This is a genomic window from Pseudarthrobacter defluvii (assembly GCF_030323865.1).
Classification (GTDB): Bacteria; Actinomycetota; Actinomycetes; order Actinomycetales; family Micrococcaceae; genus Arthrobacter; species Arthrobacter sedimenti.
Genome location: NZ_CP066362.1, coordinates 2,884,107 through 2,906,338, shown reverse-complemented (window position 1 = coordinate 2,906,338; position 22,232 = coordinate 2,884,107). Strand labels below are relative to the sequence as shown.

Below are 22,232 nucleotides of genomic sequence, written 5' to 3'. Positions count from 1 at the left end.
CCTACTTCGCGCCGGGACCCAGCGGGGTGGCGAACACTGCCGGCGACACGTGGATGCCTAGGTCCTCAAACCGGTCAATGAACCGCGGCCGGATACCGGTGGCCACTGGCCTGCCCAGGAACCGTCCCTGCGCGTCCACGCCTGCGGAATAGTCGAAGACGAAGGCGTCCTGGAGGGTGACGATGTCGCCTTCCATGCCCTGCACCTCGGTGACGTGGGTGATGCGGCGGGAGCCGTCGCGGAGCCTTGAAATCTGGACGATGAGGTTCACGGCGGAGGCGATCTGCTCGCGGATGGCGCGCAGCGGAAGGTCCATGCCGGCCATCAGCACCAGGGTTTCGAGGCGGGCCACGGCGTCGCGGGGGGAGTTGGAGTGCACGGTGGAGAGGGAGCCGTCGTGGCCGGTGTTCATGGCCTGCAGCATGTCCAGGGACTCGCCGCCACGGACCTCACCCACCACGATCCGGTCGGGGCGCATACGGAGGGAGTTGCGGAGGAGTTCGCGGATGGTCACCGCGCCCTTGCCCTCAGTGTTGGGCGGACGGCTTTCCAGCCGGACCACATGGTCCTGCTGGATCTGCAGTTCCACGGCGTCCTCGATAGTCACAATGCGTTCGTCGTGCGGGAGGAATGAGGAGAGGACGTTCAGCAGCGTGGTCTTGCCGGTGCCGGTACCGCCGGAGACGATGATGTTCAGCTTGGCTTTGACGCAGGCGTTCAACAGTTCGGCCATTTCCGGCGTCAGCGTGCCGAAGTCGATCAGGTTGCGGACCGTCAGCGGGGTCTTGCTGAACTTTCGGATGGTCAGCGAGGAACCGCCCACGGCCAGCGGCGGGATGACGGCGTTGACACGGGAGCCGTCTTCCAGGCGCGCGTCCACCAGCGGGGAGGACTCGTCGATACGGCGGCCCACCTTGGACACAATGCGTTCGATGACCTTGCGCAGGTGTTCCTCGGAGCTGAACCGGGACTCGGTGAGCGTGAGCTTGCCTTTGCGTTCCACGTAGATCTGGTCCATGCGGTTGACCATGATTTCGGTGACGGCGGGATCGTCCAGCAGGCGCTGGAGGGGGCCATAGCCCAGCACATCGTCGGCTACGTCCTGGACCAGGCGGGTGCGTTCCTCCGGGGTCAGCGGCACCTGCTCGGCGTCGACGATGCGGGTCAGCTCCTCCTTGGCGGTGCTCCGCAGTTCCTGTTCGGTGACGGCGGCATCGTTGAAGCGCGTTCCCATGCGCTCGAACAGCGCGGTGGCCGCCCTGTCCTTCATGGCGGCGAAGACGTCCACCTTGGGTGCCGTGGGCACCTGCTGGGTGCCGCCGTCGTGCGCTGAATGCACGACGGCGGCATGCGCCGGAAGGTGCCGCTCCGTGCTTTCCGCCGGGGTCGGCGACGGCGCCGGGCGCGGGGGCTCGAGCAGTGCGGTGCCGGACGACTGGCGGCTTTGGGCCGCGTTGATGCGTTCGGAGAGTTTCATCAGATAACCACCCTTCGGTGAAGCTTCCGCTGGGTCTGCGTGCGCCACGCCGGGTTGAAGCGCTCCACCAGCTGGCGGAGGCTTTTGACGGCGGGGTCTTTCTTCGATTCCTGGAGGACGGGGATGCCGCGGTTGGTGGACAGTGCCACGGCGCGCGAGCGGGGGACGCTGACGTCCACGGGGGCGCCGATAGTGGATTCGACATCCTGGACGTTCAGGCCGGCTTTGGCGTCGGCCATGTTCAGGACCACGTGGCGGGATTCGGGCATGATGTCCAGCTGGCGGAGGACCTCCAGGCCGGAGCGGAGGCCGCGCAGGCTGGGGATGTCCATGGCGCTAACCCAGACCACGTCGGTGCACTGTTCCATGGCGGCGAGGCCGATTTCCGGCATGCCGGGGGCTGTATCTATGACCACGTACTGGAATTCCTGGGCCAGCTGTTCCAGCAGGTGGCTGACCTGTTCCGGGGTGATGTGGTCCGCGTCCACCGGGTTGGGCGGGGCGCACAGGGCGTAGATGCCGGCGGGGTGCACGGTGAGGAAGGCCTTGAGGACCAGCGGGTCCTGGGCGGCGGCCGGGGTGACGGCGTCCGTGACCGTGTGCTGCGGGTTGAGGTAGAGGCCGGAGGCGACGTCCCCGAACTGCAGGTCCAGGTCCACAATCACTACGCTCATGGGCGCGATCTGGCCCAGGCCGATGGCGATGTTGGTGGCCAGGGTGGTTTTGCCTACGCCGCCCTTGGGGGAGAAGACGCCGATGACCAGGCCCTTGCCGTTCTCCGCCTGCTGCTGCTCGGGGCCGCGGTGGCGGGTGGCGAAGGACTGGCATGCGCGCTCGAGCAGCACCCTGATTTCGGCCGCGTCGGCCTGCGGGCTGAGGATGTCCCGGATGCCGGCGCGCATGGCGTGCAGCAAGAAGTCCGGGTCCACGTCGCTGACCAGGACCAGGCTGAGGCCTGGGAGCTGGACGTCGAAGACCTTGGCGAAACGGAGTGCTTCTTCGTAAGGAACGTCCGGGCCGATGATGAGGACTTCGGGCTGCTCCTGGTTGAGGAGGCCGAACAGTTCCGCCGGGCCTGCCGGGAGGATGTCACTGGCGATGGTCTGCACGCTGCCGCGCAGGCCGTGGGCGACGGCGGCGCGGAGCTTTTGGTCGAACTCGGCGTTGGGGGAGAGGAGGACGAAACGGCTCATTTGTACACGTTGTCCTTCCTGGCGATGAAGCCGCCGTTGTCCTGGGCGTCGAGGGGTTCCTTGGTGAGCCAGAGGCTGCCATTGATTGTGGTGAAGATGATTTTGTTGGCGTCCACGTCACTCACCGCAACAGTCACCATGAAGGAGCCTTGGGGAAGGGTGGTGTCCTGGGGGTTGGTGCCGTCGGTGGGCTTTGCCGTTGGCTGCGTGGCACGCTGGACGGCGGTGACGAGGACCTTGCGGAGAGAAAGCTGGGTGGTGGGTTCGCCGGGCTTACTCTTGTCTGCACCCCCGGCGAAGCTGAATCCAATGCCCACATGGTCACCTGCTTCGAGGCGCCCACCGACCACCATCTTTGGTTCCAGCTCAAACGTCACTTCTTGCAGCCCTGCCGGCACCTTGGCCGCACTGCTGCTCTTGGCATCGGAGGGTGCAACAAGACGTTCCGCGAGCAGCTGTTCGCCGGGGACCAGGTCCACGGCGGCAACCGTTCCGCCCTTGCCATCCAGTGACGTGAGGGCTGTGGCGGCTATACCGGCGGCGGGAACGTCCTCGATGACCAGGGAGGCCGTCATGTCATTCACCGGGGTTCCGGCCGGGATGGCTTTTTGGACAACCAGCACTTTCTTGGGGTTGGTGCTGGCCATCGCCCGTGCGTCCGCGCCGTTTGCGTAGACGATTATGAGGAGGGCTCCCACAAGCGCCAGGGCTACGGCGGCCGTGCCGGCGAGCATGCGAGACTTCACGTTGTTCTCCTGATGGGGTAGCGCTAAAGGGTAGGACGGACGATGGTGGCGCCATAGGGGTCAACGGGACCCAGCGTGTAGCCGTCGGCGAGGGAAACGTAGGTGACGAACTTGCCGATGATGCCGCGGCAGTTTCCGGTGCATTGGGTAGCCGTGGTAACCCCTGTAGCGGTGGACTTGGTGCTTTGGAATTCATAGGGCAGGCCTGTGCCGCCGCTGAACTTCCAGCCGGTGACGTCGAAGGCTGCAAAGGAGACCAGGCTGTAGATCGCTCCCGATCCAGTGCCGGTGATTTTGTTGAAGACGGGAAGCAGCACGATGACCTTCTTGCCGGCCGCGATGTCTGCACCCCAGCCGTTAAGTGTGGCATCGCAGTTGCCAGGCGCGTTGTTGCCCGGGTCGCTGCCGCCCTCGCTCACTGCCAGGTCGATGGTGCCGCCGCATTTTCCGGCGTCCTGGACCAGCCATCCGTAGCCGCCGGATACCGCCGCTCCGGAGGGTCCGTAGTTGCAGGAGGCATTGGCATTCTGGCCATGGTCTTGGAGAAGCTGCAGACCGCCGTCGACGTAGCCCTTGACCTGGCAGATGGAAAAGGCAAGCGGGAAAGCAGTGCGTCCGGCTTTGGGGCTGCCCCAAACAGCCGACGCCTTCGCCCCAACCTCTTTGGAGGGGATGCCCAGCACTCCGGCAAAGAAGAGGGAGACCGAATTGTCCGGAGCTCCCTTTTCCCTGGATGTGGTGGTGACCGAAACAGTCCTGGCCGTTGTGTCTAACTGGATGTTGTTGACGTTGCTCAGGCCGTCCAGCGCGTTTTGGTTCGCCAGGCTGCCGGCGAGCGTGGACGTCGTCGAACACAGCGGGTCTGCTGGATTGCGCGCGCACTTTTGTGCGACGGCGATTGCGGAAGCGTCCGCGCCGTTCTGCAGCTGCGCACGCTCGGAATAAATCACCCCGACGTCGACTGCGATGGCCACGAAGCCGAGGAGGGTCACCAGGAGGATGGCAACGATGACGCTGATGGCGCCGCGCTCGCCGTGCTGTTCGGTCCGCTTGTTCTTGCCTACCCGCCGCACAGCATTACCCCTTTGCCTGTCATCGGGAACGGGCCGGCGATGCCGGTGATGGTGGACAGCGTGTACTTGATGGTCAGTGTGACCTGGTTCCCTGTGCTGCACGTGGTGGCGCTGAGCGTGATGTTTGAGACAGGGATGGTGCTGATCGATGCCGCCGCGTTCTGGGCTGCTTTCTTGGCGGCGGTGGGATCGTTGTTGATCGCCATGACCCGCACCCCGTCGCGGGCTGCGTTGGTCAGGGTGATCTGGGCGTTGTACGCACGGCCAAATTCGATGGTGCCCAGCACAAGCATCAAGAGGAGGGGCAGCAGGATCGCGAATTCGACGGCGGCCGCGCCGCGCTCCGAATCACGTTTCACCTGCTGCACCTCCTCTTGGATTTGCTTGTTTTTGTCGCGTAGAGTGCCGCCGTTTCGATATGGGGTCCGGAACGGCGGTCAGATGCTACGGGGAAGGAACGGCGGTAGTGCTCGGGTGTGCGATATCGGTTGTGACGCCGGTGAAGAGGGTGCCGAGCTGGCCTCCGAGGGTGCTGACGGCGACGATGATGACGACCGCGATGAGGGCGACCATGATGCCGTATTCAACGGCGGTTGCGCCCTTTTCGCTGCGGAAGCGGGTCATGATGTTGGTGTAGAGAGAAAGCATCTGAGACTCCTGTGCGAGACGGATTGGCTGGCCCTGCACCAGCACTGAATCGAAGTTAGCAACGCTTGATCCGGCGTTGACCCGATCTTGCAACATCCTGCGCAAAGCCTTTACTGGGTGCATGTTTGCTGTGCTTTTGCCCGGGTTTTGCTGCGCTAAAGCTGCGCTGGCGCAAGCTGCGGGCACCCAAAAAGGACCCCCTCGGTTCTGGGTGCCGAGGGGGTCCGGTTTTTGGGGCGCGAGTAACGCCAGTACGAACGTGCTCGCTAGGGGAAACCGAGCGCGGTCTTTACTCCGGTGGTGAGGTGGTCAAAGTAGCCATTTAAGGAGAGGCCAAAAAAGCCAGCTCCAGCCACAATCACGACTGCAATGAACCCGGCTGTGATCGCGTATTCCGTGGCGGTTGCACCGTCTTCTTCACCTGTCAGTTCCTGCAAGGTGTTTCGGACCAAGGACAAAGCCTCCATCAAGTTCCTCACGGTTCCTCCTAGGCAAACGCGGCGATGATGTTCATGACTGCCGGCCCCAAAAGGATGATGAAGAGGGTCGGGAAAATGCAGAAGATGAGTGGGAAAAGAATCTTCACGGGGATCTTCATTGCGTGTTCTTCCGCCCGTTGGCGTCGCTTCATCCGCATTTCGTGGGCCTGGACTTTCAATACCTTGGCGATCGCGATCCCATATGCATCCGCTTGAACGATGGCGCGTATAAACGAGCGCAGGTCGGGAACGTCAACGCGATCGGACATGGCCAAGTAGGCTTCCTTCCGCGAACGCCCCACCTGCATGTCCTGAAGCGTGCGCGTCATTTCGTCCGCGAGGGGGCCGCCGCCGTTTTGTGCCGTACGGGCCATGGCAGCTTCAAACCCGAGACCCGCCTGTACAGAGATCAGCATCTGGTCGAGCGTGTTCGGCAGCTCCTGCCGAATCTTGTCCCTCCGCTTTTCAGCGTTAGTGCGTATCAGCAGGTCTGGAGCAAAATAGCCAAAAGCAATAGCGGCAAGAAGGATCGCGAAGCGTGACGGCTCCGGCGAGGCAAGGAAGTAGAACAAGCCGAGGAGCCCGGCTCCGAGCGCCAGCAGCGGCTTTACCGCCAGGAGGCGTTCGAGGGGCCACTCCTTAGGGCGTCCTAAGGCAGCGAGCTGTTTGTCCAGCCAGGCGACGTAGCGGACTGGCGTAACCCTGCGGTTGAAGGCACTGAACTCGAGCGCCAGGGTTTGCGGGGCAGCGTTCCTGGCACGCTGGCCCAGGTTGGCTTGTATGTTCCGGATGGCAACCCTGTCCGTAGCCACCACCGACCAAACCAGATATGAGACGGGTAGAACGATGGCCAGGATCGCCCCGAGTGCTATGGGTGACATATCGCGCTCCTAATACTTAGGCTTGATCAGCCGGCTGAGCCAGAACCCGCCGGCAGTGAGCATCACAGCGGCAGCGCCGAGCATCAGGAACCCGGGAACCGTGCTCGTAAATGTTTTTAGGTATTGACCGTTGATCAGGATGAGTGCGAAGAACAGAACCACTGGCAACCCCATGAGAACAGCAGCGGACATCTTTCCCTCTGCACTCAGGGCTTTGACTTGGCGACGGATCTGGTTGCGGTCGCGGATGGTTTCACCAACGTGGTCGAGGACTTCCGCAAGGTCTCCGCCTACTTCCCTGTGGATCTCGATGGCTTGGGAAATCCAGCCGAAGTCTTCGCTTCCGGTACGGGCGGACACTTCCATCATTGACTCGCCCAGATCGCGGCCAATCCGGGTTTCGTTGACGATCCTGCTCAGCTCTTCGGACATTGGAGCGTCCGTTTCGCGGGCGGACGCGTCTATGGCCCTGAGGAGCGAATGCCCGGCCCGCATGCTCCCAGTCAGCATCTGCAGCGTGTCTGGAAGTTGCTCGTCGAATTTGCTCCTCCGCCTGGAACTAAGCATCGAAAGGTAAGCGAGCATACCGGCTGGAACGACGGCGATCATAAGGATCGCGAAGAAGAGTCCTCCGAGAAGGAACCCCAAGACACTGCCTGCCAGTGCGCCCGCGCCCATCATGAGCAGGAAATCGGCAGGTTGGGCCTTCAGCCCCGCCCGTTCCAGCTTTTCGCGGGTGACCAGGAAGTCGTTTCTTCCTTTGAGGCGCTTGTTGATGGCGCCAACAGCAGTATCGGTGAGGACGGTCAGTTTGGATGCACCTGAAGGAACATCCGGCCGACGCCTTGACAGCGGGATCGCATGTCGGGGCTTCAACACGACAACAAATAGGACGATGATCGATGCGAAGATCATCAGTACCCCTGCGACCAGGATCATGAGCGGGGCTTCAGGAGTTTCCATCTACCGACTCCTTGGCCCTTGGGCTCCGAATACGGAGGGAGAGACCCTGATTCCCAGTTCTTCGAACCTGTCCGTGAACCGCGGACGGACCCCGGTGGGAACGGGCTTCCCTAGGAATCTGCCGTTGGCGTCGATGCCCGCAGAGTAGTCGAAGACGAAGGCATCTTGAAGCGTAACGATGTCGCCTTCCATCCCCTGCACTTCAGTTATGTGCGTCACCCGGCGGGTTCCGTCGCGGAGGCGGGAGATATGCACGATCAGGTTGACCGCTGATGCGATCTGCTCCCGGATCGCCCTGAGCGGAAGGTCCATTCCGGCCATCAGGACGAGGGTTTCCAGTCGGGCCACTGCGTCACGGGGTGAATTGGCGTGAACTGTTGAAATCGAGCCGTCGTGACCGGTGTTCATGGCTTGCAGCATGTCCAACGATTCGCCACCGCGGACCTCACCCACAACGATGCGGTCCGGCCTCATCCTGAGGGAGTTGCGGACCAGGTCGCGGATGGAAACCTCACCTTTGCCCTCAATGTTCGCCGGCCGGCTTTCCAGCCTGACGACGTGGTCCTGTTGGAGCTGCAGTTCGACGGCATCTTCAATGGTCACAATCCGGTCAGTGGCAGGGATGAACGACGACAGAACATTCAGCATTGTCGTTTTACCGGTGCCGGTACCGCCGGAGACGATGATGTTCATACGGGCCAGGACGCAAGCCTGGAGTAGCTCGGCCATTTCGGGAGACAGGCTTCCGAAGCTGATCAGTTTTTGTACCGTCAACGCCTCCCGCCCGAACTTTCGGATTGTCAGCGACGCGCCGTTGACGGCCAACGGGGGAATGATGGCGTTTACGCGCGACCCGTCAGCCAGGCGGGCATCCACAAGTGGGGAGGATTCGTCGATCCGCCGACCGATCCGGGTGACGATTCGTTCGATGACCCTCCGCAGCGCTTCCTCGTTGCTGAATTTAGTGTCAGTTAGGAACAGGTGGCCGTTTCGCTCCACATAGATCTGGTCTGCCCTGTTGACCATAATTTCCGTGACTGACGGGTCATCCAGGTACCGCTGCAGCGGTCCGTGTCCCAAGACGTCGTCTATGATCTCCCGTGTAAGTCGCTGGCGCTCTCCCTGTGACAGAGGTACCTGCTCCTCATCAACGACTAACTTGAGCTCATCCTTCACAAACTGATGGAGTTCGGCCTCCTCAAGGGATGAGTCGGTGATACGAGAGCCTAGCCTCTCGTACAGTGCCTGGCTGGCACGTTCTTTAAGGCCTGCTAGTGCCTCACTCGCAATCCCGCCGATAACTTCAACTGTGACCGGGGCTTGGGCCTGCTCTGCTGCCTGAGCCTGCTGGATGGTTCCCAAAGTGGATGCTGCATGTGGGGAGGTTGTGGGATCATCGGGCTCGGACTCGCCGCGCATCTTGGCAAAACGGTTTGAGAGACTCACTGCACTACCGCCCTTCTATGAACCTTCTTGCGTGGTGCTTCCCAGTTGGGTTTGAAACGCTCCACCAGCCGTCGCAGGCCCTTGGCCACCCCATCTCGGCTACCGTCCTGAAGAAGGGGGACTCCCTTGTTAGTGGAGAACGGCACGGCGCGGGACTTAGGCAAAACAACGTCAACCGGAGCGCCAATAGTGGCCTCCACGTCCTGGACCGTGAGGCCCGTTCGCCGGTCAGCCATGTTGAGGACAACGTGCCGGTTATCAGGAAGCAGGTCGAGTTCCGAGAGGATTTGGAACCCGGTTCGCAATCCACGGATACTGGGCACATCCATGCCGCAGACCCAGACAGCATCTGTCGCCTGCTCCAGAGTTGCCAACACGTGCTCGCCCAGCCCGGGTGCGGTGTCAACTACCACATATTGGAACTCGGCCCGCAGTTGGCGTAGCAGATGGCTTATGTTTTCGCCGGAGATCCGATCCATATCGATGGGATTGCGGGGTGCGCAGAGCACGTAAATGTTGCTGGGGTGCAGCGACAAATATGTCTTGAGCACCATTGCGTCCTGGCTTGCGGCTCCAACCACAGCATCCGTGATCGTGAATTCAGGCTCGAGCATCAGGCCGCTTGCGATGTCGCCGAACTGAAGATCAAGGTCGACGACCACCACGCTCATGGGTGAAACCTGTCCCAAGCCGATTGCCAGGTTGCTTGCAACGGTGGTTTTGCCTACGCCGCCCTTGGGAGACATGACGGCGATGACTCGCCCTCCTTCAGCGGCAGGGCGCTCGGCCGTGTTGGGGGCCAATCCGCGGCGACGTCCAGCGGCGGCAAGGCTTGCCCGTTCCACCAGCGCTCGAACCTGGTCCATATCAGCTGACGGCGGGATGAGGTCGCGGATACCAGATCGCATGGCGTTGAGAGCCAGTTCGCCGTCATCATCTGCTGCCAGGACGATGCTGATTTCCGGGTATTGGAGATCCATCACCGCTGCGAATTTGAGAGCTTCGTCCTGCGGAAGGCCAGGGCCAAGAATCAGCACCTCCGGTGGTTCGCCTGCCTGTTGCCGGAGGATATCGTCAGGGGACTCGGGGAGGTATGCGGCCTGGAAATACTGCAATGAGCCGCTGAGGGGCGCTACTGACGCGCGAACTTTCCGTTCGTATTCAATCGACGGCGAGATCAATATGAAGCGGCTCATTTGAATACCTTTGTCTGATTGACGACGCCGTCAGTGCCCTCGGTGGCGTCAGCCGGTTCTTTGGAGAGGTAAACCTTCCCGAATTCAGCTGCGTAAACCAGCTTTTCGGTGTCAATCGCATTCCGTGCGAAGGTGATCAGGTAGGAGTCACTTGTTGCCGGCTTGTTCTCGCTGGCGGCATTGAGGGCACCCGATGAGCTCCCTTGAGTCGATTGCGCCTGCGTTTGCGCCGCGGCTCCCGAACTGAACTGGACGGCCGTAACCAGAACCTTGTGAAAAGTCAGCTGGGTTCCGTTGCCGCCACCCGCGGAGTCGGCCATGGAGATGAAGACACCCACTGTGTCGCCGGCCTGGATCTTGCCGCCCACGACCCTCTCTATACCTAGGCGAAGCGTGATCTCCTGAAGCCCGGCAGGAACAGCAACCCGGGAGGGCCCGAGGTAGGCATTTGCATCAACCAGGCGGCTACTCAGGAGTTGTTCGCCAGGCACCAGCGCCACTGAAGTAACAGTCGATCCCAAGGAACTTAGATCGTGAACTCCGTCGGCTGCGACTGCGCTACGTGGCACTGCTTTGGTGGCGACGTACTGCGCGAGTTGGCTGGCCGGCGTACCGGCAGGAACGTTCTGCTTGACCACTAGGACGTCCTCGGTCTCGGTGTTGGCCAACGCGCGTCGGTCGGCTCCCTGGACGTAATTGAAAAGGAGGACTGTGCCTATGACTGCGACAACCAGCGCGGCGATGCCTCCCAGTAGGCGTGCTTTCATTACTTTCCCCTTAGAAATTCATTACTTTATGAGGCCGAGAACTGTAACTGTCCCGGTGGATGTGGCACTTTCTCCGGTGAATAAGGCCGGATCAGCTGAGTAGCCCACAAAAGTCCCGTAAATGCCTTTGCCGCTGGTGATCTTGTTAAGCGGGTCGTACTTGGCTTGACCCGTCAAGTTCCACGCTTCGATTTTGAAGCCAGCCCACTTTTCGATGTAGTACTGCACCGCGCTGCCCTTGCATGTGCCGAAAATTGCGGGATTCATTCCGTCGCACGTGTACTTGTAGACAGGCAGTGCGACGGTGGAGCCAGCCAAGCTGGGATTCTTCGTCGGGTCGAAGAGGTCGATGCAGCTGTTGGGAACTGCCCCACCAGCGCTCGTGAGGCTCCATTTTCCAACCTCTGCTGTGACGGTGCAGCCACTGGAGGAATCTGGCATCAACCAACCGAAGCCGCCAGGGATGACCTGATTGGACGGGTTCAAACCCGTGCATTTGAGGGTGCCGCTCTGGACTTGAATTAGGTGCGGCAGACCGTCGTCGTTGAACTCGCAAGGTGCGAACGTCAAGGGGAGCACCGTAACGCCTTTGGTCGGGTACTTCAGCTTCACGGTCGCGCTGGCAGCAACCTTAACGGGACTAGCGCTTAGAACACTAGCGAACAGCTTTGTCAGAGTTGGCCCGTTATTCGTTCCATTCTTCGTTGCTGTGGTCACCGTTATCTGGCCTGCAACGGAAGTAGTGTCTACGGACGTAACGGTGCTTTTTCCGTCCAGGGAGTTTGCATTGGCAAGCGAGTCAGCCAAGCCCGGATTGCACGTACCTTTTGCGCAGCTATCTGCGACAGCAAGGGCGCCAGCATCCGCCGCATTCTGCAACTGTCCCCGTTCGGCGTAAATCTGCCCAGCATCAACAGCCAGCGCGCCAGCGCCGATCAGCACCATCATGAGGATGACAACAACAACTCCGGAGACTCCTTCCTCGCCGTGCTGCAGGAGAGTTCTTGTTAGCCGCCGCATCGCATTGCCCCTACTCCGGTGGTGACGAAGGTCTTAGAAAAAGAAATGTTGCTTCCCTGCACCTTGAGCGCGAACCCCGTGGGCGATTTGAAGGTGTGCTTGACTGTGACATGGACTGTCATGTCGGCGCCTGAGCAGGCGGTTGGGGTCAACGTAAAGTCTGAAGCTGTGAGTCCGCTCCCTGGGGCGCCGGCGATGCCTGCATCGGTGGCTTTTGACCAAACCTTCGTAACGGCGTAGGTGCGCGCTGCTTCCCGCGCCGCCTGCGAGAGCGAGATCTGGGTGTTATAGGCGTAGGAAAATTCCACAACGCCCGCGATCAGAGCCAGGAGTAAGGGCGCAATCAGTGCGAACTCTACGGCGACAGCACCTCGTTCATTGTGCTTTGAAGTTCTGGGGCTGCGTTTCAATGGGTCTCCCTGGAGTTGCAGCTGGAAGAGAAAAGGTGTGCCGCGCCGTGGAGCGCGGCACACCAAGTGAATGGCTACCAGCCGCTAACGGTGGTACCCAAGGTGCTGAACCAAGTGTTGAGTGCTCCACCGAATGCGCCAACGCCGACGACCAGAACCAATGCGATCAGGCCCACAAGCAGTGAGTATTCCGTGGCAGTGGCGCCCTTTTGGGACTTGAAATCCGTCTCGAACCAGGTCTGGACTGCCAGCAGGAAGATGTGCAGGTTTTTCATCTCTATAACCCCTATCCGTTTCTCTACCAGCCGGACACGGTTGTGCCCAGGTTGCTGAACCAGGTATTGAGTGCGCCGCCGAAGGCGCCAACGCCGACAACGAGGACCAAGGCAATCAGCCCAACGAGGAGCGAGTATTCGGTGGCAGTCGCTCCCTTTTCAGAGTCAAACCGATCCTTGACGCCGGCGACAAAGGCCATCATCGAGACCATGAGAGAAGTCATTGTGTTTTCCTTAATTCGGTGAAATGAATGATCTGTATTTCAACGAATTTCCAGCTGCCCCCATAAATCCTTAGCGGCTGGACTTCGCTAAGAAGAGATTGTCACCGGGTGCCATAAGGCAACAATGCGTAGTGGTACTCGATTTTTCTGAGGTGCTCTAGAAGTACGTACTCGAAAAATGCAGGTAGTACTCACTGAGTGACAGGGGTACGCGGCCTACTACTTGGGGCGACGCTGAACTGGAGGCAACTTCCGCGCGGAAATTGCTATGGAATGAAGAAGGCAGTGGCCGCCAAGGCACCGAGCATGGAGGGGCCGTGCGGCACTTCGGTGGCTTTATCCCGGCCTTTTCTGCTCAGCACAAGCACGGTGACGACGCCGTTCAAAACGAACCCCAGGAGGGCGCCGTAGAGGAACTGGGTCCAACCTAGGTACCCCAGGTAAAGGCCGACTGGGGCGGCGAGCTTCACATCACCCATTCCGATGCCGCCGGGAGAAATAAGTCCCAAAATCAGGTATGCAACGAACAAGATGATGGCGCCAAGCGCCGCACGAACTAGTTCATCATATTGCTTATCAATAATTCCGGGCAGTAAAAGTAGTAGAAAGCCGCCGGCAAGCAGCATTAGAACGAGAGGATTTGGCAGCAGATGGAGTGCCACGTCGATTCGTGCCAGCTGGACGCCTACTACGGCAAGCAAGAGGAAGGCTGGAAGGCTCAACGCGCTACCGAAGTGCGCAGCAAAGGCTGCGCACGCGATGCCGGCGAGTGCCGTCGTCGTAATCCGCACTTGGAGACGCGGTACTGTTCCGAGTCTAGGGAGCAGCTTTGCGATCAGGATCTCTGCGATGGAGGAGAGGGTGCCGCCCATTATGGCGGCACCAAGTACCAGGAGCAGGCTTGTGGAGTCCGTGCTCACCGCTGATAACACTGCAATCCCCCTGTATAGATGGGCCGGCAGAGCTCCAGCGGCCTCCGGCTACCTCATTTTGACCCTGAACCACCTGACGCGCTAATCTTGGTAGTCGTTGTGCGTGTCCTATTCCGATGGTGCGTGCCCGCTTGAGAATCCGGTTGCAGGATAACTACTCAACGTGCACATTCGGAACTTCAGGATGACTGGTTACATGGAGCCCTCACCTCTGTTCCGGTAGCGCGCAGACAGTAGGTGCGCGAGCTAGCGACACCTTAACAAGAACGCCAGAACAAGAACGAGGCAAACACCGTGCGTACGTACACCCCGAAGCCCGGCGATATCAACCGCCAGTGGCACGTCATTGACGCCACCGACGTTGTCCTTGGTCGTCTTGCAAGCCAGACCGCAATCCTGCTGCGCGGCAAGCACAAGGCCACTTTCGCATCCCACATGGACATGGGCGACTTTGTCATCATCATCAACGCTGAAAAGGTAGCCCTGACCGGCGCCAAGCTGGAGCAGAAGCGCGCTTACCGCCACTCCGGCTACCCGGGCGGCCTGACCTCCGTCAACTACGCGGAACTGCTGGAAACCAACCCGGTCCGCGCCGTTGAGAAGGCCATCAAGGGCATGCTCCCCAAGAACTCCCTCGCTGCCCAGCAGCTGGGCAAGCTGAAGGTGTACCGCGGTGCCGAGCACCCGCACGCTGCCCAGCAGCCCAAGACTTTCGAAATCACCCAGGTCGCCCAGTAGTCCTGGCCACCAAACAACTTATCTATACAAGGAGAATCGTGGCTCAGAACGAAGAGACCACCGAGGTCGTCGAGACCGAGGAAAACCTGACCAGCTACACCTCTGAGAGCTCAGCTGCTGAGGCTGCTCCCAAGAAGGAGCGTCCGGCCCTGACCGTTGCCGGCGCAGCTGTTGGCCGCCGCAAGGAAGCCGTTGCACGCGTCCGCGTTGTGCCCGGTTCCGGCAAGTGGACCATCAACGGCCGCGAGCTGGCGAACTACTTCCCGAACAAGCTGCACCAGCAGGACGTCAACGAGCCCTTCAAAATCCTTGATCTCGAAGGCGCCTACGACGTTATCGCCCGCATCCACGGTGGCGGCATCTCCGGCCAGGCCGGCGCCCTGCGCCTCGGCATCGCCCGTTCGCTGAACGAGATCGACGTCGAGAACAACCGCCCGACGCTGAAGAAGGCCGGTTACCTGTCCCGCGACGCCCGTGTCATCGAGCGTAAGAAGGCCGGTCTCAAGAAGGCCCGTAAGGCTCAGCAGTACTCCAAGCGCTAAATTCGCTTGCACGGAAGCCCGTCCCGCCGTTTGGCGGGGCGGGCTTCTATCGTTTGGTCTCGGTTCTAGTTTCTGAGACGGTATACCGTTGTTCCATCGAGCCTTTCTGGCTGGTAATTACCCTCAATCCACTTTGAGATCAGAGTGGATTGAGACTCATTTGCCTGCACCTCCACAAAGGACTCTTGCTGGACAAAGTAGCAAATCTTGCCCGCGGCAACGTCGGCTTTGAACTCCTCCAATGTTGGGGACGGGTCGCTGCCTGAGAAGCCTCCTAACGGCATCACGGGACGGCCGGATTCCAACTGAAGTCTGGCCGCAGTTTGGCTAGCGTAGCTCGCTGCCGCCCAGGTGCATCCCCGGCTCATGGTCAGTGTGCTTACAACGGCGCTATCGGGCTGGCGGCCGAAGGCGATGTCGTGGCCCCACGGCAGTTCGTTATTCTTGAGCGATTCAAGAAGGTGGCTTATCCCAGCAGGGTTCTTCGACGGGAAGCCCGATAGGGGATTAGAACCTGTGAAGCTCAAAGTGACATTGTGAATCGAGGTCACTACTGGACCGAAGAGTACTGCTGTGGCGAGCAGCCCGGCAGCAAACGCTTGAATGACCTGTGTTGGTGGTCGCACAATCAAAGCAGCAATTGCAGTAAGTCCGGTGCCAAGCACGGCAATTGGCATCCAGGCCGGCCACCCTAGAGTGCCTTGGAGAATAAGCCAAGATGATAAGAGCCCGATCGACGCGATGAAGGTTCCGAGAAGGCGTGCTAGCGCCGAGTGACGATTCGTCACTACATAATCAAATACCAGGCCCAGCGTCAGCGCCAAGGGCGGGACAACCGCGGCTGTGTAATAGGTATGTATCTGGTTACCCATGAAACTGAGCAAAAAATATGCGGTTAATAGCCACACCGTCGAGATCACGAGCAACGCTTTGGAGACGGCATGCCCCCGGGTGATCCTCTTCCACATGAGGGGTATTAGCAGAACGGACGAGAGTGCCGCAAAAAGCAACCATGAGGCCTCTTGGTTGTAGTTTGCGTTGAGAAGCCGGAACAATCCCGCATCGCTTTCGACTGTTCGATACGTGTCCGGGACTTGCATCGCATCAGGTACAACGCCGCTGCCGGCTATTCGGTCAAGTCCGTTATAGCCAAGCGTCAGCTCGAGAACGCTGTTGTTGGGGGAGCCCCCGATATATGGACGGCTCCCAGCGGGAATCAAATCGACGATTGTCATCCACAGACCGCCAGTAAGAACCAGTGCAGCCGTCCCGGCGGCGACTACGCGGATGCGTTGAATCCACGGCTGAGGGCTGTAGATCAGGTAAGCCAATCCCAGGCCGGGAAGGCTCAGCATTCCCTGTAGTTGCTTGGTCATGAAGGCCAAACCCAGCAATACGCCAGCCGCTACGAAAGGCAGTGTGCGCCGCGACTCAATTGACTGGAGCACAAACCATAACGCTCCCAGCATCAAGAGCAGCATCAGCGGATCAGGATTGTTGTAGCGGGACATCAGGGTCACGATCGGCGTAGTGAAAAAGACTACTGCACCAAAAAGTGCGGCAGCCCCGGCAACGCATCGCTTGAGAATTGCATAGATAAGCAGTGTGCTTCCAACGCCAATGAACGCTTGGGGAAGCAGCATGGCCACTGGGTTGAAACCAAATAGTCGAACAGATAGTCCCATAATCCAAAGGCTCAAGGGCGGCTTATCCACCGTTATGGAGTTTCCCCAATCCGAGGATCCAAAGAAGAAGGACGACGTGTCCAGAAGGCCAGACTGAACTGCAGCGCTGTAGAAATAATTGGCCCATCCGTTGATCCCCAAATTCCAGCAATACAGGAGGGTATTTGCCGCGAGAATCAGCAACAGCGCCGGTCGTTCCCAGATGGGATCTGCAGTACGACCTCGCAGGAAGTGCCGGGCTGCCGCCTGGATCATCGAAATGGGCACTGCAGGCTTGAACTTGATCACTGACTTATTGTCATCTCCGGAGATCGTAGATGCTGACACCGTCCACCACCTCTTCTGTGAAGTTGCGGCGAACCCATTCTGTGATTTCCTGGGTTTGAGTACTTAGACCGCCCCGCTCCAGCAAGTCCTGAGACAAAATAAAGTACCCGATCTGCTTTTCTGCCACTAAAGTCCTAAATTGCTCCGGTGTTGGTGCTGGATCGCTTCCCAGCCAACCTCCCAGGGGAATTACTGGCCTTCCGGATTGCAGCTGGTAAAGAGCAGCATTCTGTGCGGTGAAGGTTGCGGCTCCCCATTTTTGGTTTGAGGTTCGGGTTCTGACCATCTCCGTCACCTCTGGAACCGTGACTCCGAGCGCTGTTTGCTGCGCCCACCGGATCTCCCCCTTCTTCAAAGCTGCCATGAGTTTTGTCAAAGAACCGGGATCATTGCCGGCTGGCCCTGACATGGGATTGGTGCCCCGCTGGGGAGTTGACACCGTGTATATGTTGGTTGCTATAGGGGCGGCCAAGAGGCTACAGGCAAGAACGGCCGAGGTAAGAAGATCGAGGTGACGACGAGTTGGTTGTAGAAACCAAAGCATCGCCCCGACTAAACCGAGAGCAGGCAAGCCGATGCGCAGCCACAAAGGCCACTCATGGCTGTATTCCATCACTCTCATAGCCACGTACACCGAAGACGCAATCAAGATGGCCCCCAAGGCGCGAAGAACCCTTCTATGGCGGAGTTTCCAGAGGGACGCGAGCCCCAAGGCTACGGTCATAGCAAGAGGTGCACCCAGGGAGTACGTGTAATACGTATGGATCATTGTGCCCATGCAGCAAAGCACCAGAAGTGCTGTGCTGAACCAGAGTATTGAAACTGCAACGATGTTCCGCTGAACGCGGCTCAAGTTAAGAGTGCGATGCAGGACGACAAGTACGATACTCGCGAAGATCCCGGTTACTAGCAACCAAGCGATTTCCTGCGCGAAGTTGCCGTTGAGGAGCCGAGGTAGGCCCCCGACGAACTCCACGGCGTCGCTGGCTGTACCTGAAACTTTGTTGCCTTGGGAATTCAGCGGTATCTGAAGAAACCGTGCAAGACCGTTGTAGTCCATAGTCAGTTCGAGTGCGCTGTTGTTTACCGATCCACCGATGTAGGGACGATCGGCAGCGGGAATTAGGTCCACGGTGATGAGCCACCCTAACGAAGTGGCTAGAAGGGTTCCCGATGCGACCATTCCTTGCTGAAGCCTGTGCCGGAACTGCCCTTGGCCGAAGGCAAGGATGGAAATGCCAAGCGCCGGCAAAACTAGGAGGGCTTGAACCTGTTTAGCCATGAAACCAAGCCCCAAGAGGAGCCCTGCCAAGGCAAATGTTCGCAGCTTGGCGGACTCCATGGCCTTCAGAGTTATGGATACTGCCGACACTGTCAGCAAGCCCATCAACGGTTCAGGGTTGTTGAACCGTGACATCAGCATGACAACAGGCGTGGTTGCGAAGACGGCTGCACAAAAGAGAGAAGTGCGCGGACCGAAACCGCGCCGCATCAAGCGGTACAAAAGGTAGCTGGTAGCCACTCCCATCAGGACCTGGGGAACCAGGATGCTCCAGCTGCTGAGACCGAACAGCCGAACTGATAGGGCCATGACCCAGATACTCAACGGGGTCTTGTCAACCGTTATCAGATTGCCCCACTCGAAGGATCCGAAAAAGAAAGCCTTCCAGTCCTGAGCTCCCGCTTGGGCAGCGGCCGAGTAGTACGGGTTGGCCCAGCCGTTCGCGTCCAGCCCCCAAAAGTACAGGGCTGCAATAACAGATAGGAGGCCCAAAAGCGCCCGCCTCTCCCATGGCTCGGTCTCGTCCGGGCCGCGCCAGATGCGGTGCAAAACTAATAACAGTTGGCGGCTCCATTCCCACGGGTTTGTCCGTTTTGCACCCACAAACCCGCTGTTTCTGTCGGTAGCTGTGGAAACGCGGGCGTTATTTAGCAGGCGGCTCACGAGACGCGTCCGTCGACTGTTATAGGCGCAACGACAAGACGTGGCAGGATTTCCTGATTTCGTCCCTTCCTGAATACCCACAGGCGCAGGAGGACGAACCGCATTAAGGTCGCAAGGACATTGGCGCCTGTTAGCGTCAGCAGTTCCATGCTCGGCAGTGCATCCGGGTTGGCGGCATGGAGGATGAACAGGGCCGAAGAAGTGATGCCCCATGCGAGCAGGAAGACAATCAGTCCTTGAATCTGCTGGGTTACTAGTCTCGAAGGCCCGATGATCCCGAAGGTAAAGCGCCGGTTCGCTGCGGTGTTTCCAATGGCGGTCAACAGCAGCGCCAAGAAATTGGCTTCTTGAGATCCGAAGGGTCCCTGCAACATGAGGTAAAGCAGTGCGAAAGCCAATGTTGAGGCGGCACCAACTAGCCCAAAACGTAGTACTTGGCCAAAGAAGCTCGGCCGGCCCACCGGCGCTATAGGCCTGCGTCCTAGTTCCGCGTAGATCGCCTGGACTGGAATAACTCCCCTTATGAGCGAGGTGCCTACACGGACCATTCCCCGGAGGTCATCAAGTGCGGTTTGCCTGATATCGACGCGGCTGTCCGGATCGTCAACCCAATCCACGGGAATTTCGTGTATGCGAAGCCCAGACCGCTCAGCAATGATCAACAACTCTGTGTCGAAAAACCAGCCGTTGTCCTCGACATGGGGGAGTAGACGCTTGGCAACATCGGCACGAATGGCTTTGAATCCGCACTGCGCGTCGGAAAACCGTACCTGCATGGTCCGGCGAAGCAGGAAGTTGTAGGACCGGGAAATGAATTCCCGTTTGGGGCCGCGGCTCACCCGTGAACTCTGGCCCAAACGTGTCCCGATGGAAATATCGGAATGCCCCGATAATAGGGGAGCCACCAAAGGGGGAAGCGCTGCCAGATCCGTTGACAGGTCAACGTCCAGGTAAGCCAGGACTTTCGCGTTGGAAGCGGACCATGCATCTCTCAGCGCGTAGCCACGTCCCTTAACCTCCAGGCGGCGATAATCAACATTCGGCAAATGCTCGCTCAAGCGGGCGGCAATCACCGAGGTCCGGTCGGTGCTTGCATTGTCGGCGATGGTAATCTTCCACGTCGACGGCATTTCAATCGTCAGGTACTCGGCGAGCCTTGTGATGCTGCGTTCCAGTACCGCTTCTTCGTTGAAAACCGGAACCACAATTTCGAGCGCCAAGCCCCCATAGCTAGGTGTCATGCATGGATCGTAGGGGCCGCTAAAGAGGCGTGGCGAGGGTTTCGAGTAAAGACAGGTAGCAACCCAAAAATCCAAGTAGTCCCAGTAATTACCCCTGGCAGCAAGCAGGTACTCAACAGGTAGGAACAGCCGCATGGAGCCGCCTACGCAGTTGCGCTCCGCGCCCATCCTCTACACTTGACCGGTGTCTAGATTATTTGGAACAGATGGTGTCCGGGGGCTGGCCAACGGCCTGCTGACAGCAGAACTGGCCCTGCAGCTGGCCCAGGCGGCCGCCGTCGTGCTTGGTCATGACCGCGCCGCCAACGGTGCGAGGCCCCGCGCCGTGCTGGCCCGGGACCCGCGCGCCAGCGGCGAATTCATCGCCGCCGCAGTGGAGGCAGGCCTCTCCAGCTCAGGCATCGACGTCTACGATGCGGGCGTCCTGCCCACCCCCGCCGCCGCCTACCTGGTGGCAGACCTTGACGCCGACTTCGGCGTCATGATCTCCGCCTCCCACAACCCGGCGCCGGATAACGGGATCAAGTTCTTCGCCCGCGGCGGCCAGAAGCTGCCGGACGAGGTGGAGGACGCCATCGAGGCCCAGATGAGCAAGGAAGCCGTCCGGCCCACCGGCGCCGACGTGGGCCGCATCCAGCGCTTCTCCGACGCCGAGGACCGCTACATCGTCCACCTGCTCCGCACCCTGCCGCACCGCCTGGACGGCCTCACGGTGGTCCTGGACTGCGCCAACGGTGCCGCCAGCGGCTGCTCGCCCCAGCTCTTCAAGGACGCCGGCGCTGAGGTCATCGTCATCGGTGCCGATCCTGACGGCCTGAACATCAACGACGGCGTGGGCTCCACCCACCTTGGCCCGCTCAAGGAAGCCGTGGTCAAGTACGGCGCTAACCTGGGCATCGCCCACGACGGCGACGCCGACCGCTGCCTGGCCGTGGACCACGAAGGCAACGAGGTGGACGGCGACCAGATCATGGCCATCCTCGCCGTCGCGCTCAAGAAGTCCGGCAAGCTCAGGGACGACGTCCTGGTGGCCACCGTCATGAGCAACCTTGGCCTCAAGATTGCCCTCCGCGAGGCCGGCATCACCATCGTGGAAACCGCAGTCGGGGACCGCTACGTGCTGGAAAGCATGCGCGACGGCGGCTACAACCTGGGCGGCGAACAGTCCGGCCACGTCATCTTCTCCGACCACGCCACCACCGGTGACGGCCTCCTCACCGGCCTGCAGCTCGCTGCGCAAGTAGCCCTGACGGGGAAGCCGCTCAAGGAGCTGGCAAGCGTGATGACCAAGCTCCCGCAGGTGCTGATAAACGTCAAGGGCGTGGACCGCAGCCGCGTCAGCAGCAACGACGTCCTTGCCCAGGCCGTGGCAGCGGCGGAAGCAGCGCTGGGTGAAACCGGCCGCGTCCTGCTCCGTCCATCCGGCACTGAGCCCGTGGTGCGCGTCATGGTGGAAGCCGCGGACGAGGAGACGGCCCAGTCCATCGCCGAACACCTGGCCCGGGTGGTCCGGAGCGAGCTTGCGCTGGAGCTCGCCTCCAACTAGTAGCAGCAAGAAGAGTGGCCCGCCTCCCACGAGGGAGACGGGCCACTTTGCGTTCAAGGCAAGCTCAGGGGGTGCGCTCTTTCAGCGCGTCCCGGATCTCGGTCAGCAGCGCCACCTGTGGGTCCTCGGCAGCGTCCTTCTTCACATCCTTGTTGATTCCCAGCCGGCGGTTGCGGCGCTCGATCATCAGGTTCATCGGCATCACCACCACAAAGTAGATGGCGGCGGCGATCAGCAGGAAGTTCACCACCGCGGTCAGCAGCACCCCGAACTCGATGGCGTTCCCGTTCAGTTCCACACGAGCGAAGCTGTCGAAGTTGGGCGCCCCCACCAGGCCGGAGACGAAGGGCATCAGCACCTTGTTCACCAACGCCGTCACTACCGCGCCGAACGCAGTACCCATGACCACGGCGACCGCAAGGTCAACCACATTGCCCTTCATGATGAAGTTCTTGAATCCAGTAAGCATGGTCACCAA

Annotated in this window: 24 protein-coding genes; 3 read left to right on the top strand and 21 right to left on the bottom strand. The window is 60.1% G+C overall.

Annotated elements, in window-relative coordinates; genetic code table 11:
* Position 1: 1 nt before the first annotated feature.
* The 17 genes from JCQ34_RS13375 to JCQ34_RS13295 form a co-directional block, all read right to left on the bottom strand.
* Complete coding sequence (locus JCQ34_RS13375) at positions 2–1,477, bottom strand: CpaF family protein (RefSeq protein WP_286398183.1); 1,476 nt, start codon at positions 1,475–1,477, stop codon at positions 2–4.
* The gene (locus JCQ34_RS13370; RefSeq protein WP_286398181.1) at positions 1,477–2,670 is read right to left on the bottom strand and encodes an AAA family ATPase; all 1,194 of its coding nucleotides are present in this window, start codon (positions 2,668–2,670) and stop codon (positions 1,477–1,479) included. Before JCQ34_RS13370 ends, JCQ34_RS13375 begins: the two co-directional genes overlap by 1 nt.
* Positions 2,667–3,416 carry a Flp pilus assembly protein CpaB gene (gene cpaB / locus JCQ34_RS13365; RefSeq protein WP_286398179.1) on the bottom strand — a complete coding sequence of 250 codons (750 nt, stop codon included), beginning with the start codon at positions 3,414–3,416 and terminating at the stop codon, positions 2,667–2,669. The genes JCQ34_RS13370 and cpaB (JCQ34_RS13365) overlap by 4 nt, the downstream gene beginning before the upstream one ends.
* A 23-nt stretch (positions 3,417–3,439) precedes the next feature.
* Positions 3,440–4,489, bottom strand: coding sequence for a TadE/TadG family type IV pilus assembly protein (locus JCQ34_RS13360; protein WP_286398177.1), 1,050 nt, complete (start codon positions 4,487–4,489; stop codon positions 3,440–3,442).
* A complete protein-coding gene (locus JCQ34_RS13355; protein WP_286398175.1) occupies positions 4,477–4,848 on the bottom strand; it encodes a TadE/TadG family type IV pilus assembly protein in 372 nt (123 codons plus the stop codon). Before JCQ34_RS13355 ends, JCQ34_RS13360 begins: the two co-directional genes overlap by 13 nt.
* A gap of 85 nt (positions 4,849–4,933) precedes the next feature.
* On the bottom strand, positions 4,934–5,137 hold the full coding sequence (locus JCQ34_RS13350) for a Flp family type IVb pilin (RefSeq protein ID WP_286398173.1): 204 nt from the start codon (positions 5,135–5,137) through the stop codon (positions 4,934–4,936).
* A 266-nt stretch (positions 5,138–5,403) separates the two neighbouring features.
* A complete protein-coding gene (locus JCQ34_RS13345) occupies positions 5,404–5,616 on the bottom strand; it encodes a Flp family type IVb pilin (RefSeq protein ID WP_286398172.1) in 213 nt (70 codons plus the stop codon).
* A gap of 8 nt (positions 5,617–5,624) precedes the next feature.
* Positions 5,625–6,497, bottom strand: a complete 873-nt coding sequence (locus tag JCQ34_RS13340) for a type II secretion system F family protein (RefSeq protein WP_286398170.1) — start codon at positions 6,495–6,497, stop codon at positions 5,625–5,627.
* Between the two features lie 9 nt (positions 6,498–6,506).
* Positions 6,507–7,460, bottom strand: coding sequence for a type II secretion system F family protein (locus tag JCQ34_RS13335; RefSeq protein ID WP_286398168.1), 954 nt, complete (start codon positions 7,458–7,460; stop codon positions 6,507–6,509).
* On the bottom strand, positions 7,461–8,879 hold the full coding sequence (locus JCQ34_RS13330; protein WP_286404514.1) for a CpaF family protein: 1,419 nt from the start codon (positions 8,877–8,879) through the stop codon (positions 7,461–7,463).
* Between the two features lie 23 nt (positions 8,880–8,902).
* The gene (locus JCQ34_RS13325) at positions 8,903–10,102 is read right to left on the bottom strand and encodes an AAA family ATPase (protein ID WP_286398166.1); all 1,200 of its coding nucleotides are present in this window, start codon (positions 10,100–10,102) and stop codon (positions 8,903–8,905) included.
* Positions 10,099–10,869: a Flp pilus assembly protein CpaB gene (gene cpaB / locus JCQ34_RS13320; RefSeq protein WP_286398164.1), complete on the bottom strand. Its 771-nt coding sequence runs from the start codon at positions 10,867–10,869 to the stop codon at positions 10,099–10,101. The genes JCQ34_RS13325 and cpaB (JCQ34_RS13320) overlap by 4 nt, the downstream gene beginning before the upstream one ends.
* Before the next feature lie 21 nt (positions 10,870–10,890).
* Complete coding sequence (locus JCQ34_RS13315; RefSeq protein ID WP_286398163.1) at positions 10,891–11,889, bottom strand: pilus assembly protein TadG-related protein; 999 nt, start codon at positions 11,887–11,889, stop codon at positions 10,891–10,893.
* A complete protein-coding gene (locus tag JCQ34_RS13310; RefSeq protein ID WP_286398161.1) occupies positions 11,877–12,299 on the bottom strand; it encodes a TadE/TadG family type IV pilus assembly protein in 423 nt (140 codons plus the stop codon). The genes JCQ34_RS13315 and JCQ34_RS13310 overlap by 13 nt, the downstream gene beginning before the upstream one ends.
* Positions 12,300–12,373: 74 nt before the next feature.
* Complete coding sequence (locus JCQ34_RS13305) at positions 12,374–12,574, bottom strand: Flp family type IVb pilin (RefSeq protein ID WP_286398159.1); 201 nt, start codon at positions 12,572–12,574, stop codon at positions 12,374–12,376.
* A 23-nt stretch (positions 12,575–12,597) separates the two neighbouring features.
* The gene (locus JCQ34_RS13300) at positions 12,598–12,798 is read right to left on the bottom strand and encodes a Flp family type IVb pilin (protein WP_286398158.1); all 201 of its coding nucleotides are present in this window, start codon (positions 12,796–12,798) and stop codon (positions 12,598–12,600) included.
* Between the two features lie 266 nt (positions 12,799–13,064).
* A complete protein-coding gene (locus tag JCQ34_RS13295; protein ID WP_286398156.1) occupies positions 13,065–13,670 on the bottom strand; it encodes a prepilin peptidase in 606 nt (201 codons plus the stop codon).
* 354 nt (positions 13,671–14,024) lie between these two features.
* Between JCQ34_RS13295 and rplM the strand changes: the two genes are divergently transcribed.
* Positions 14,025–14,468 (top strand): 50S ribosomal protein L13, encoded by a 444-nt coding sequence (gene rplM / locus JCQ34_RS13290; RefSeq protein WP_043454696.1) that lies wholly within the window; start codon positions 14,025–14,027, stop codon positions 14,466–14,468.
* Between the two features lie 38 nt (positions 14,469–14,506).
* Positions 14,507–15,010 (top strand): 30S ribosomal protein S9, encoded by a 504-nt coding sequence (gene rpsI / locus JCQ34_RS13285; RefSeq protein ID WP_286398153.1) that lies wholly within the window; start codon positions 14,507–14,509, stop codon positions 15,008–15,010.
* Positions 15,011–15,075: 65 nt separating this feature from the next.
* On the opposite strand, the gene JCQ34_RS13280 is transcribed toward rpsI, so the two are convergent.
* Genes JCQ34_RS13280 through JCQ34_RS13270 form a run of 3 tightly spaced genes read right to left on the bottom strand, consistent with a single transcriptional unit; the run spans position 15,076 to position 20,208 of the window.
* On the bottom strand, positions 15,076–16,983 hold the full coding sequence (locus JCQ34_RS13280; protein ID WP_286398151.1) for an ArnT family glycosyltransferase: 1,908 nt from the start codon (positions 16,981–16,983) through the stop codon (positions 15,076–15,078).
* A gap of 10 nt (positions 16,984–16,993) precedes the next feature.
* On the bottom strand, positions 16,994–18,967 hold the full coding sequence (locus JCQ34_RS13275) for an ArnT family glycosyltransferase (RefSeq protein ID WP_286398149.1): 1,974 nt from the start codon (positions 18,965–18,967) through the stop codon (positions 16,994–16,996).
* A complete protein-coding gene (locus JCQ34_RS13270; protein ID WP_286404513.1) occupies positions 18,964–20,208 on the bottom strand; it encodes a bifunctional glycosyltransferase family 2/GtrA family protein in 1,245 nt (414 codons plus the stop codon). The genes JCQ34_RS13275 and JCQ34_RS13270 overlap by 4 nt, the downstream gene beginning before the upstream one ends.
* 184 nt (positions 20,209–20,392) lie before the next feature.
* Here JCQ34_RS13270 and glmM point away from each other — a divergent pair, with 184 nt between their 5' ends.
* A complete protein-coding gene (glmM, locus tag JCQ34_RS13265; protein ID WP_286398147.1) occupies positions 20,393–21,754 on the top strand; it encodes a phosphoglucosamine mutase in 1,362 nt (453 codons plus the stop codon).
* Positions 21,755–21,818: 64 nt separating this feature from the next.
* Here the strand turns inward: glmM and mscL are convergent, their stop codons facing one another.
* Entirely contained in the window at positions 21,819–22,223 is a 405-nt protein-coding gene (gene mscL / locus JCQ34_RS13260; protein ID WP_286398145.1) for a large conductance mechanosensitive channel protein MscL, read from the bottom strand.
* Positions 22,224–22,232: the final 9 nt, after the last annotated feature.